Source organism: Nocardiopsis aegyptia (assembly GCF_013410755.1).
Classification (GTDB): Bacteria; Actinomycetota; Actinomycetes; order Streptosporangiales; family Streptosporangiaceae; genus Nocardiopsis; species Nocardiopsis aegyptia.
The window spans coordinates 1,769,874-1,782,714 of record NZ_JACCFS010000001.1 but is presented as its reverse complement, the minus strand read 5'-3'; the positions used below and the strand labels follow the sequence as shown (position 1 = coordinate 1,782,714).

The window sequence follows — 12,841 nt, the reverse complement described above, 5'->3', positions numbered from 1 at the left end:
CGCCGTGCGGCGCCGTCACCTGGAAGGCCGGCTCCACAGGCTGGTGCCAGACGGGTCGGACGGTCCGCGGGTCAGGCGTGGCTGGCGCCCTCGTGGTCGGCGTGGCCGGGCGGCTCCAGCTGGAGGGTGGAGTGGTCGACGTCGAAGTGCCCGGCCAGGCACTCGTGCAGCTCGTCCAGCATCCGGCCGGAGTCCTTGAGGTCGCTCTCGGCGACCACCACGTGCGCCGACATGACCGGGAGTCCGGAGGTGATGGTCCAGGCGTGCAGGTCGTGGACGTCGATGACGGCGGGGTGGCCGAGGAGGTGGCCCCGCACCTCGTCCAGGTCCATGCCCTTGGGTGCGGCCTCCAGCAGGATGTGCACGGCCTCGCGCAGGAGCGACCAGGCGCGGGGGACGATGATGGCGGCGATGAGCAGGGAGACCACGGTGTCCGCCTGGGCCCAGCCGGTGATCCAGACGACCAGGCCGCCGACGATGACGCCGACGGAGGCCAGGGCGTCGCCCAGCACCTCCACGTAGGCGCTCTTGACGTTGAGGCTCTCCTTGGCGCCGCCGCGCAGCACGAGCAGCCCGATGACGTTGGCGACCAGGCCGAAAGCGGCCACGGCCACCATTCCGAGCCCGGACACCTCGGCGGGCGACTGGAGCCGTTCGACCGCCTCCACCACGATGAACCCGCACAGCACGAACAGGACGAGCGCGTTGACGGCCGCGGCGAGGATCTCCGCGCGCTGGAAGCCGAAGGTCCGCTGGGTGGTGGCGGGCCGGCTCGCGACCCACACGGCCACCAGGGCGAGGGCGACGCCCAGGGAGTCGGTCACGGTGTGGCCGGCGTCGGCGAGCAGCGCGAGGCTGCCACTGAACGCGGCGCCGAGGACCTGGGCGACGGCGACGGAGAGCATGAGCGCCAGGACGATCGCCAGCCGTGAGCGGTTGGCCGCCCCCGCGGTCGCCATGCCGTGGCCGTGCCCGTGTCCCGCACCCATCGGTTCCCCCGTCGTCTCGGTCCGTCGGCCGGACAGTTCAGTCATCACTGTTTATACAGCCCAGACTGTCTATACAGCAAGTTATGTACAATGATTTTCATGTTGACCGCCGAGCAGCGCCTCTCCGCCATCCACCGCCTCGGCCGCGCGCTGTCGGATCCCACGCGCAGCCGTCTCCTCCTCGCCCTCCTCGACGGCCCCCACTACCCGGCGGGGCTGGCCGACCAGCTCGGGCTGACGCGCCAGAACGTCTCCAACCACCTAGCCTGCCTGCGCGACTGCGGCCTCGTGCGAACCCACGCCAGGGGGCGCCAGGTCAGCTACGAACTGGTCGACGACTCCCTCGCGCACGCGCTCGACGACCTGCTCCGCGTGGTGTGGGGCACCGCGCAGCCGCACGAACCGGTCGAGGAGCGGGCGCCCACGTCCTGACGGCCGTCCCGCCCACCGGCCCGGACGGGCGCTCGAACGCCCGAACTCCCGAAGGGGCCATTCGCTTCGCACGCCGATTTCCCGGCGCGTTGACACAGAGTTCCCGACCGTGTCATTCGGGTATGCGAAACGACGCGGTGACGGCTCCGGAGTGAAAAGGAAATGTGACGTGGACAACTCCGTGCGCTCCAGGGTGCCGACGAAAGCACCACGCCGCCCAGGGGAATCCGGGGATTCCGGAGAGCGCCGTACGACTTTGGTCGGGGTGGACCCTGACAGAAGGCTGACGCGACCCTGAGACTTCCCTGAACCGCGCCCGAATGCCGTAACTTCCGATATGTCGCGAAGTAGGGTGAGAAGCGCGCCCGGCGGACGCACCGCCCGCGAGCGCGGGCCGGGCACCTGGGCTCGGAGCCAGCATCTCCCACACAACTTTGGACCGGTCGGGCGATCGGTGAACCGGCGTGCGCGTGCTTCCACGCCCGCGGCACGGCCCGGTCCGGCGGTCCGTACGGCAGCGAACTAGGAGCGAGTCACTCTCATGTCCAGATCGGCCATCAGGGTCCGTGGCACGGGCCGTTCCCCCGCGGGGACGTTCCGCCACTCCACGAAGGGAGCGACCACATGAACCGACTCTCGGTCGTGTCGCTCGGCAACCGGGCGCTGGTCCTCCTCATCACTCTGGCCATCCTCTTCTTCGGGGTCCTCGCGGCCATGTCGGCCAAGCGCGAGCTCTTCCCGGAGTTCTCGCTGCCGATGGTCATGGTCTCGGCGACCTACGAGGGCGCCACCCCCACGGTCGTGGAGGGCCAGGTCACCGAACCGCTGGAGCAGGCCGTCCAGGGCGTCGAGGGCGTCACCTCGGTCAACTCCACCAGCAGCACGGGTTCCGCGCAGATCATGGCGGAGTTCGACTACGGCCAGGACCAGGACGCGCTCGTGCGCGAGACCCAGGTCGCGATCGACCAGGCCGCCGGGTTCCTGCCGGACGAGGTCGACACCAATGTCATGTCCATGAGCACGGACATGTTCCCCGTGGTCATGCTCGCCGCCAGCACCGAGAGCGGCGACGAGCAGGCCATGGCCTCCACCATCGAGAACGTGCTCCTGCCCGAGCTGGAGTCCGTGCCCGGCGTGCGCGCCGCCAACCTCACCGGCGTGCCCGGCGAGGACGTCGAGATCGTCCTGGACGAGGACGAGATGGAGGACGCCGGCGTCACGTCGAACGACGTCGGCCAGGCGCTGGAGACCAGCGGTCTACTGATGGCCGGCGGCTCCATCGACGAGGACGGCCGCTCCCTGAGCGTCACCACGGGCGAGCAGCTCACCTCCCTGGAAGCGGTCGAGGACCTGTGGGTGCAGCCCCAGCAGGGCGTCGACCCGTCGGCCGCGGTCCCCGGGGCGCCCCCGGCCGCCGCGCCCGAGCCCGTCCAGATCGCCGACGTCGCCGACGTCGAGCTCGTCTCCCAGGACTCCGGCAGCATCGCCCGCCTGAACGGCGACCCCAGCATCGCCCTGATGATCATGGCCATGCCCGACGGCAACACCGTCGAGATCTCCGAGGGCGTCCAGAACGTCCTGGACGAGCAGGCCGACGTGCTCGGCGACGACATCGACGTCTCCGTCGTCTTCGACCAGGCGCCGTTCATCAACGACTCCATCACCGACATGTTCGAGGCCGGCGGCTACGGCCTGGTCGCCGCGGTCATCGTCATCCTGGTGTTCCTGCTGTCCATCCGCTCCACGCTGGTCATCGCGGTCTCGATCCCGGCCTCGCTGCTGGTGTCCTTCCTGGGCATGCAGGCGTTCGGGTACACGCTGAACATGCTGACCATGGCGGCGATCACGATCGCCATCGGCCGCGTCGTGGACGACTCCATCGTGGTGCTGGAGAACATCCGCCGCCACATGGACTACGGCAAGGAACGCATGGCCGCGGTCAAGGACGGTGTGCGCGAGGTCGCCACCGCGGTGGCCTCGTCCTCCTTCGCCACCATCGCCGTCTTCCTGCCCCTGGCCTTCGTCGGCGGCATGGTCGGCGAGCTCTTCACGCCCTTCGCCGTGACCAGCAGCCTGGCGCTGGCCGCCTCGCTGCTCGTGGCCCTCACCATCACGCCCGTGCTCTGCTACTGGTTCCTGCGCCCGCGTCAGGTCGGCGACGTCTCGCAGGAGGAGCTCGAACGCCAGGAGAGCGAGCGCGAGAAGCGCCGTCCCCTCCAGCGCATGTACCTCCCGGTCATCCGGTGGATCACCACCAAGCGCAAGAGCGCCACGGCGATCACGCTGGCCGCCGCGGTCCTCATCGTCGGTGGAACGGTCGCCATGGCCACCACCGCGGAGACCGACTGGCTCGGCCAGGCCGAGGAGAACACCTACACGGCCGTCCAGGAGCTGGAGCCCGGCACGTCGCTGGACGCCGCGGACGAGGAGGCCGTCAAGGTCGAGGAGGTCCTGGCCGGGATGGCCTGGATCGACTCCTACCAGGTCAGCGTCGGGGGCAGTGACCCGATGATGGGCGGCGGCTCCGACGAGATCTCCTACACCATCACCGCCGACCCCGAGACCGACCAGCTGCGCAACCGCGACGTGCTGCGCGACGCGTTCGCCGAGATCGACACCGAGTTCGAGCCGCGCCTGGACTCGTCCGGCGGCATGGGCGCCGCGTCCGACATCGTCGTGCAGGTCACCGCGGACGACCAGGAGACCCTCACCGAGGCCACCGACGAGGTCGCGCGGGAGCTGGAGGGCATCGACGGCCTCGCCGACATCGTCAACGGCGTCGCCGCCTCCCAGCCCGCCCTGGAGGTGCACGTCGACGCCGAGGAGGCGGCCGACCTGGGCATGTCCGAGGCGACGGTCGGACAGGCGGTCACCGCCGCCTTCCAGGGACAGCGCATGGGCACCGCCACGCTCGACGACGCTCGCCACGACGTGGTCGTCCGCGTCCAGGAGGCGCCGGAGACCGTGGCTGAGCTGGAGGAGCTGCCGCTCGTCACGCCGGCCGGGGAGGAGATCGAGCTCTCCGAGGTCGCCGAGGTCGAAGAGGTCCTCCAGGCGCCCGAGCTGACCCGTGTGGACGGGGTGACCAGCGCGAACGTGTCGGCCACCGTGACCGGGTCCGACCTGGGCACGGTGAGCGCCGAGGTCACGCAGGCCGTGGACGGACTGGACCTGCCCTCGGGCGCCTCCGCCACCATCGGCGGTGTCAGCGAGGAGCAGACCGAGGGCTTCGTGCAGCTCGGCCTGGCACTGCTCGCCGCGATCGTGATCTGCTACCTGATCATGGTGGCGACGTTCAAGAGCCTGATCCAGCCGCTGCTGATGCTGGTCTCGGTGCCCTTCGCGGCCACCGGCTCGCTCGCCCTGCTGCTGCTGACCGACACCCCGCTCGGCGCCGCGGCGCTGATCGGCATGGTGATGCTCATCGGCATCGTCATCACCAACGCCATCGTCCTGCTGGATCTGATCAACCAGAACCGCAACAAGGGCATGGAACTGGGCGAGGCGATCGTGGAGGGCGCCAGGCACCGTCTGCGGCCGATCCTGATGACGGCGGCGGGCACCATCGCGGCCCTGCTGCCCATGGCCACCGGCCTGGCCGGCGGCGGAGCGTTCGTCTCGGCCCCGGTCGCGATCGTGGTCATCGGCGGACTGGTGTCCTCGACACTGCTGACGCTGATCCTGCTCCCCGTCCTCTACCAGCTGGTGGAGTGGGGCAAGGAGCGCCGGGCGGCCAAGCGGGAGCTGCGCCGTGAGCGCCGCGCCGCCCGCGGGCGTCAGGACGCGCAGGTCACGACGGCCGCCGAGGCCGGCGGGTCCGACGGCGGAGGCGGCGCGCCCGAGCGCGCCGAGGAGCCGGTCGGACGCTGAGGCGTTCATCGAGGGGGCGTCCTGTGCGGAGCACGGGGCGCCCTCAGCGCTGTGCGGCACCCGCGCCGACGCCGCGGCATCGCCCTCCGTGATCGTGCGTCATCGGAGGGTCGATTTGTGCTATCCGCGCACTACAGGCAGGCTGCGTCACATGGATGACACGAACAAGAGCCTTGACGACCTCGTCCGCGCCGAACTGGGGGAGGAGCCCTCGCAGGCGGCGAAGGACTACGCACGCGAACTGTACGAGCGCTACCGGCTGCCGTTCGAGGGCGGCGCCGACGCCGAGACGCCCCCCGAAGAGTAGGGCGCGCTACTCCCCGTCCCACGTCAACTCGAACCAGACCATCCGGCCCATGCCGTCCACCCGGGGCTCGGAGCCCCACGTGCTGGCCAGCGCCTCGACCAGATCCAGGCCCCGACCGTGTTCGTCGGTGTCGTAGGGGTCCCGGTGCTGGGGCTGGGGCGCTTCCATCACGTTGCCCAGGTCCCGAACCTCCACCCGCGCCCATCCCGACGACAGACGCACGCACACCTCGAACTTGCCGGTGGCCATCCCTGACGCGCTGTGCGTGATCGCGTTCGTGGCGAGCTCACTGGTCAGGAGGGTCGCGGTGGTGAGTTCCGGTGAGTCCGCCAGCTGTCGGGCCACGAACCTGCGGGCGTAGGCGATCTGGCTGGGCAGCCCGGGGAACCGCCGTCTCAGGGTGCGGGGGACGGTCTCGGTGCTGTGCGGGGTGCGCTCTTCCATGGAATTCGCCGGACGTTGTAAGGGACGGGACGAAGCGGACGTGCCGGGGTCCGGCCAGGAGGGACCGACCCGCGGGGTCGGATCGTGCGCGTGGCAGGTGACGACGGTGCTGCGCGGTCGTGCGGTCTCACACATGTGGGTGTACTCCCCGGTGACGTGTGTTCGCGTAGGGCATGGCATGTGAACGCCTGGCCCTCGCGGCGTCCATGCCCGCACGGTGCGGGTCACGGCGCTGACTGGACACACAGGTCGGAGCCCCCTGGGGCAGGGAGGGATGCTTTGCTGTGCCGCGGAGTGCGCGGTTCGAGGGCGGCGACGAGCGGTGTGGGAGAAGCCGTCGGGCTTTCCATCGAAGGGTGATGCCAGTGGGAAGGTGGTGATCGTGGGTCATGACAGCAGTCGCATGTGCCCTGCGACACTGAAGGGCGTAGTCGGGCATAGCATACGCTCCGTACCTCCCTGGGCACCCGGCCGACCTGGCTTGGTCAGGATAACCCCGCTTGAGCTGGTTAAAGAGGATCTCTGCCAGGGTCACAGGTTCGGTCAGGGCCGGATATCGGCGAGGTTTCGCCCCCGCAGGGGACTGCGCCGTTAGGTAACAATTGGATCACGCGCTCCTGAATTCCAGGACATGCGCCGGTCTTGCGCCCCCCATGCCGGACGCGACAGGGTATGGCGCATGGCTTCCCCCTCCCCCCTGCCACCCGGCCTCGGTGTCGAGATCGACCGGGCCGTGCGGCTGGCCGACGAAGGCCACGTCCTGGTGGGCGGGAGCCCGCCGCGCGCCCTGCGGCTGACGCCCTCGCAGCTCAGCTCGGTCATCCGCTGGTCGAGCGGAGCCGCTCCCAGCGGCCGGGCCGAACGCCTCCTGGCGCGTGAGCTCATCGAGGAGGGTCTCGCCCACCCCCGCCCTCTGCCGCCCGTACCGTTCCGGTCCGTGGACGTGGACGTGGACGTGGCCGTGGTGGGCCAGGCCGGTGCGCGCGGCCTGGGCCGGACACTGGACCGCCTCGCCGAACTGCACCCGGAACTGCGGCCGGTGGTCGTCGGAGCGACCGGTCCCTGCGCCTGGGCCGCGCGCGCCCGCGGTGCCCGGATCGTCCCCGGCCCCGCCGGCGGCCCCGGGGCGCGCGCCGCGGCCCTGCGCGTGTGCGCGGCCGAGTTCGTGGCGCTGCTGGAGTCCGGATCGTGTCCCGACCCCGGATGGCTCGACGCCGCCCTCGGACACTTCGCCGACCCCGGGGTGGCCGCCGTCGTCCCACGGGTGCTGACCGAGCGTCCCCGGGCGGCGGGCCACTGGCGGCTGGTCGTGGCCGCCGTCGCCGCCGCGCGGGCGGGCGCGGACCGCGGCGCGGACCCCGCTCCGGTGCTGCCGTGGGGCCAGGGCCCGGGGCAGCCGGGCGCCGGCAACGAGCACACCGCGTCCGACCCCCTGCGGCCCCTGCCCGCCCTCGTCCTGCGCCGGTCCGCGCTCGAAGGCGGGTCCGCGGACCGCGGGGTGCCGGACGGCTCGCGGCCGGACGCCTCCGACGGTGGACGGGGACTGCGGCCCGAGCTGGGGCACGGCGCCGAATTGGACCTGGTGTGGCGCCTGGCGTCGCGGGGCCGTGGCGTCCGCTACGAGCCGCGCGCCCGGGTCCGGTCGCGGCCCGTGACCGATCTCGGCGGCTACCTGCGCGCCTGCTTCACGACGGGGGCGCAGGCGGCTCCGCTGGCCCGGCTGCACGGACGTCGGGCCGCCGGGCCCGAACTGTCCCCGGAAGGCGCGGTGGGCCTGGCGCGGCCCGCGTCGGATCGCCCTGGTGACCGGTGCGGCGCTGGTGCTGCCGCACCTGGCCTCCTGGCGGGCGGACCGGGGTGCGGTACTGGTCGGGCCCCTGACGTGGACGGCCCTGGGCATGGCGGGGGACGCCGCGCGTTCGGCGGGAACGTGGTGGGGCGTGGCGCGGACGGGGTCGGCGGCGCCGCTGATCCCGCGCCTGCGGGCACCGGCGCGAGCGCGAGCCGTGGCGGCGGAGCCGCCGGAGGAGCCGGCCGCGGCGCACTCCAGGGTGCGGACGGTGTCACTGCTCTTGGTCGGCGACTGACCAGCGTTCGTCGGGGCGAGGGGCGAGGGGCGAAGCGGTGCCGCGCCCGGGGGTGGCGCGGCACTCGGACGCCGGAGCCCCGGCGTGGTCAGAAGTGAGCAGTTACCTGGCGTTCTGTGGTTCCCTGTGCGTCTTGGTCGTCATTTATGCGCTTCATTATCCTCATTTTGAGCGCGCCGTGATGTGGGCTTCGACGGCCGTGCGTGCTCGCTAAAAGGGTGCGTTATCACGACAATGGGGACGACTCGGGCATTCCGAACGTGTGCCTAATATGATGAAATCATCATACAATTTCCCTTGTGGGGAACGGTGAATCCACGACCGTTGTCTATTCTTGATTCAGTGGTTATCGTCGAGTGTCTCGTTATCCCGCAGGCTCGTGACATTCCGGTCACACACCGTGAATCAAGAGGCAGAGTGCCTGGTTGACCACAGGCAATCCGGGAGGCGGCCGCGTACACCACGAGTCGGACGCCGACCTGGGTGAAGTTCGGAGATGTTCTTGGGCAAGTTCCTGGCCAGGCGGCTGCTGAACTACGTCGTGCTGATCTTCATCGCGACGAGTTTCGCCTACCTGCTCGCCGCCACCCATCTGGATCCGCGCGCGTATTTCGAGCAGATGCAGCCGCCGCCCTCCCCCGAGGCGGTGAACAACCAGCTCGACTCGTTGAACCTCAACGACCGGACCCCCATCGCCGAGCGGTACGTCACCTGGATGAGCGGCGTCCTGACCGGCGACTTCGGCCGCAATATCCAGGGCGGCGACGTCACGTCCCAGATGTGGATGAAGGCCGGGGTCACCCTGCGCCTGATCACGGTCGCCACCATTCTCGGCAGCGCCATCGGTATCGCCGTGGGCGCCTACGCCGCCGTGCGCCAGTACCGCGGCTTCGACAAGGCCGCGACCGCGAGCTCGTTCTTCGTCCTGTCGATCCCCACGGTGGTCATCGCGATCGTCGTCCAGGTCATCGCCGTCGCCGCCAACGACGGACTGGGCCTACAGCTGTTCCGCTACTCCGGTGAGTACTCCGCGGGCTTCGACGGCGCCTGGTGGGAACTCCTGCTCAACCGCGTGCACCACGCGGTCCTGCCCACGTTCGTCCTGGCCGTCGCGCTGTTCGCGGCCTTCGCCCGCTACCAGCGCAACATGATGCTGGACGTGCTCGGCGCCGACTTCGTGCGCACCGCCATGGCCAAAGGGCTCACCCGCCGCCAGGCGCTGTTCAAGCACGCCCTGCGCACCGCGCTCATCCCCACCATCACCTACTTCACCTTCACCTTCGGCGCCCTGGTCTCGGGCGCGACCTTCACGGAGAAGATCTATGGCTGGCACGGCATGGGCGCCTGGCTCATCGACTCCGTCCTCCGCCACGACGTGCACGTCGTGGCCGCCGTCTCCTGGTTCATGGCGATCACGATCATGGCGGCGTCCTTCCTCTCGGACATCCTCTACGCCTGGCTCGACCCGAGGGTGCGGGTGTGACCGTGCAGCACAGACCGCGGACCCACCGCCTTCCGCACGCCCCGCGCCCCACCGCGGCGCCCCAGTTGGAGAGCACGCCATGAGCACGATCGAAGAGAGCAAGGCGTCGGCGCCGGCACCGACCGTGCCCCCGGCACCGAGCCGGCTCAAGGACCTGGGCCGCCGGCTCGTCGGGACCCGACGGGTCATCGTCGGTCTCGCCCTCCTCGTCCTCCTGGCCGCCGTCGCCTTCATCGGCCCCCTCCTCAGCCCGTGGGAGCTCGGCGAACGCGACTTCTCCGCCATGCTCGAAGGGCCCACCGCCGAGCACTGGATGGGGACTAACCGCACCGGCCAGGACATCTTCACCCAGGCCACGGCGGGCCTGCAGAAGTCCCTGCTGATCGGTCTGCTCGTCGCCCTCGTCTCCACCGGGTTCGCCGCCCTCGTCGGCGCCTTCGCCGGCTACTCCGGCGGTGTGACCGACAAGGGCCTGATGTGGATCGCCGACCTGGCGCTGGTCCTGCCGAACTTCGTCATCCTGGCGATCCTGTCCACCCACTTCGTCGGCGACGGCGGCTGGCTGATCCTCGTCGTCCTGCTGGCCGCGTTCAGCTGGATGGTCACCTCGAAGATGGTGCGCGGCCTGACCATCTCGCTGCGCGAGCGCGAGTACATCCACGCCGCCCGCTTCATGGGCGTGCCCGCGCACAGGATCATCCTGCGCCACATCCTGCCGAACATGTCGTCCCTGCTCATCGCGGACGCCACGATCATGGTCAGCAGCGCGATCATCGGGGAGACCGCGCTCAGCTACTTCGGCCTGGGCGTGCAGTCGCCCGACATCAGCCTCGGCATGGTCATCGCGGCCGGGTCCTCGTTCGCGACGACGGCGCCGTGGGTGTTCGCCTTCCCCACGATCCTGCTGATCGTGATGGTGCTCGCCGTGAACATGGTCGGGGACGGTCTCCGCGACGCCCTCGACCCCCAGTCCACGTCGCGCCGGTCCTAGGGGAGAGGCCCACCATGAGCACTGACACCGTCGCGGCCGACGAGGCGGCGCACAGCGAGAACACCGGCGACACGCCGGTCCTGGAGGTCACCGACCTCAACGTCACCTTCCCTGGGATGAACGGCAACCCCGACGTCCACGCCGTCCGCGGCGTCAGCTACTCCGTCACCCGCGGAGAGGTCCTGGGCATCGTCGGCGAATCCGGATCCGGCAAGTCCGTCTCCTCCATGGCCGCGATGGGGCTGCTCCCCGACCACGCGCGGATCACCGGTTCGGTGCGGCTGCACGGCGAAGAACTCCTGGGCCTGGACGACCGCACCATGGCGCGCAAGCGCGGCAAGGTCATCTCCATGGTCTTCCAGGACCCGCTGTCGGGACTGACACCCGTCTACACCGTCGGCGACCAGCTCGCCGAGGCGGTCCTGGTCCACGACTCCAGGACGCCCAAGGCCAGAGCGCGCGCACGCGCGGTGGAGCTGCTCGACCTGGTGGGCATCCCCCACCCCGAGTCGCGCTACCGCTCCTTCCCGCACGAGTTCTCCGGCGGCATGCGCCAGCGCGTCATGATCGCGATGGCGATGGCCAACAACCCCGACGCCATCATCTGTGACGAGCCCACCACCGCACTGGACGTGACCATCCAGGCGCAGATCCTCGACCTGCTGCGGACCGCCCGGCGCGAGACCGGGGCGGCCATCGTGATGATCACCCACGACCTCGGCGTCGTCGCCGGGTTCGTCGACCGCGTCCTGGTCATGTACGCGGGCCGTCCCGTGGAGACCGGCGACGTCGACCAGATCTACTACGGCAGCCGCATGCCCTACACCATGGGCCTGCTCGGCGCCGTGCCCCGCACGGACATGGACCGCCAGGGCGCGCTGGTGCCCATCAAGGGCAGCCCGCCGTCGCTGACCGACCTGCCGACCGGGTGCACCTTTGCGCCGCGCTGCCCCATCGCCGAGCCCGAGTGCGGGATGGGCGAGCCGGGGCTGCTCACCATCGGTGCCCAGCCCTCCCGGGAGGAGGTGCGCGAGTTCCACACGGGAACGGCACCGGTGACCGGCCCGGAGGACCCGGGCGACCCGGGTGACGCCAACGAACAGCGCGCCGCGTGCCTGCGCTCCGGCGAGATCGCCGAGCACCGGTGGACCGCGCTGGACATCTATCCCGTGCCCGAGATCCCGGAGTCCGCGGCATCGGACACACCGCGCGAGAACCGCCCCGAGATGCTGCGGGTCACCGACCTCATCAAGCACCACCCGCTGATGAAGGGCATGGTGCTCAAGCGGCGCGTGGGGACCGTGTACGCGGTGGACGGCATCGACTTCGACATCCGCGAGGGCGAGACGCTCGCCCTGGTGGGGGAGTCCGGCTGCGGGAAGTCCTCCACCCTCATGGAGATCATGGGGTTGGACCAGCCCCAGCGGGGCCGCGTCGAGGTGATGGGAAGGGACACCGCGGGCCTGGGCAGATCCGACCGCTTCCGGCTCCGGCGCGACATGCAGATCGTGTTCCAGGACCCGACGAGCTCCCTCGACCCGCGCATGACCGTCTTCGAGATCATCTCCGAGCCGCTGCGCACCCACGGAACCTCCCAGCCCGAGACGACCGCGCGGGTCTACGAACTCCTGGACCTGGTCGGCCTCGACATCGAGCACGCCACCCGCTTCCCCGCCGAGTTCTCCGGCGGCCAGCGCCAGCGCATCGGCATCGCCCGCGCCCTGGCCCTGGAACCCAAGCTGCTGGTGCTGGACGAGCCGGTGTCGGCCCTGGACGTGTCCATCCAGGCCGGCGTGGTCAACCTCCTGGAGGAGCTGCAGGCGCGGCTCGGACTCTCCTACCTGTTCGTGGCGCACGATCTGTCGGTGGTCCGGCACATCGCCGACCGGGTCGCGGTCATGTACCTGGGCCGAATCGTGGAGATCGGCGAGACCGCGTCTGTCTACACCCGGCCCTCGCACCCCTACACCCGGGCGCTGCTGTCGGCGATCCCCATCCCCGACCCGTCGAGGGAGCGCGCACGCACGCACATCGTCCTGAACGGAGACCTGCCCAGCCCCGCCGACCCGCCCTCGGGCTGCAGGTTCCGCACCAGGTGCCAGAAGTTCATCACCCTCTCCAAGCCCGACCAGGAGCAGTGCATGAGCATCGAACCGCTGGTCACGCCCACCAACGGTGGGGACCAGGCGGCCGCCTGCCACTTCGTCGAGCGGCAGGCGGGCGTCTGAGCCGGCCGGT

The 12,841-nt window shown here is 70.5% G+C and carries 9 protein-coding genes; 7 read left to right on the top strand and 2 right to left on the bottom strand.

Features of this window, described 5'->3' with window-relative positions:
* Nucleotides 1-71: 71 nt before the first annotated feature.
* A complete protein-coding gene (locus HNR10_RS07975; protein WP_179829601.1) occupies nucleotides 72-989 on the bottom strand; it encodes a cation diffusion facilitator family transporter in 918 nt (305 codons plus the stop codon).
* Between the two features lie 99 nt (nucleotides 990-1,088).
* Between HNR10_RS07975 and cmtR the strand changes: the two genes are divergently transcribed.
* The 3 genes from cmtR to HNR10_RS07960 all read left to right on the top strand — a co-directional run bounded on the left by cmtR (nucleotide 1,089) and on the right by HNR10_RS07960 (nucleotide 5,598).
* Nucleotides 1,089-1,421 (top strand): Cd(II)/Pb(II)-sensing metalloregulatory transcriptional regulator CmtR, encoded by a 333-nt coding sequence (cmtR, locus tag HNR10_RS07970; protein WP_179822082.1) that lies wholly within the window; start codon nucleotides 1,089-1,091, stop codon nucleotides 1,419-1,421.
* A gap of 624 nt (nucleotides 1,422-2,045) precedes the next feature.
* Entirely contained in the window at nucleotides 2,046-5,291 is a 3,246-nt protein-coding gene (locus tag HNR10_RS07965; protein ID WP_179822080.1) for an efflux RND transporter permease subunit, read from the top strand.
* A 151-nt stretch (nucleotides 5,292-5,442) separates the two neighbouring features.
* Complete coding sequence (locus HNR10_RS07960) at nucleotides 5,443-5,598, top strand: hypothetical protein (RefSeq protein WP_179822078.1); 156 nt, start codon at nucleotides 5,443-5,445, stop codon at nucleotides 5,596-5,598.
* Nucleotides 5,599-5,604: 6 nt separating this feature from the next.
* On the opposite strand, the gene HNR10_RS07955 is transcribed toward HNR10_RS07960, so the two are convergent.
* Entirely contained in the window at nucleotides 5,605-6,042 is a 438-nt protein-coding gene (locus HNR10_RS07955) for an ATP-binding protein (RefSeq protein WP_179822077.1), read from the bottom strand.
* A gap of 679 nt (nucleotides 6,043-6,721) precedes the next feature.
* On the opposite strand from HNR10_RS07955, the gene HNR10_RS07950 reads away from it, so the two are divergent.
* The 4 genes from HNR10_RS07950 to HNR10_RS07935 all read left to right on the top strand — a co-directional run bounded on the left by HNR10_RS07950 (nucleotide 6,722) and on the right by HNR10_RS07935 (nucleotide 12,831).
* The gene (locus HNR10_RS07950) at nucleotides 6,722-8,227 is read left to right on the top strand and encodes a family 2 glycosyl transferase (RefSeq protein ID WP_246406118.1); all 1,506 of its coding nucleotides are present in this window, start codon (nucleotides 6,722-6,724) and stop codon (nucleotides 8,225-8,227) included.
* Nucleotides 8,228-8,631: 404 nt separating this feature from the next.
* Nucleotides 8,632-9,612, top strand: coding sequence for an ABC transporter permease (locus HNR10_RS07945; RefSeq protein WP_179829600.1), 981 nt, complete (start codon nucleotides 8,632-8,634; stop codon nucleotides 9,610-9,612).
* A gap of 79 nt (nucleotides 9,613-9,691) precedes the next feature.
* Nucleotides 9,692-10,603, top strand: coding sequence for an ABC transporter permease (locus tag HNR10_RS07940; protein WP_179822075.1), 912 nt, complete (start codon nucleotides 9,692-9,694; stop codon nucleotides 10,601-10,603).
* Between the two features lie 14 nt (nucleotides 10,604-10,617).
* The gene (locus HNR10_RS07935) at nucleotides 10,618-12,831 is read left to right on the top strand and encodes a dipeptide ABC transporter ATP-binding protein (protein WP_179822074.1); all 2,214 of its coding nucleotides are present in this window, start codon (nucleotides 10,618-10,620) and stop codon (nucleotides 12,829-12,831) included.
* Nucleotides 12,832-12,841: the final 10 nt, after the last annotated feature.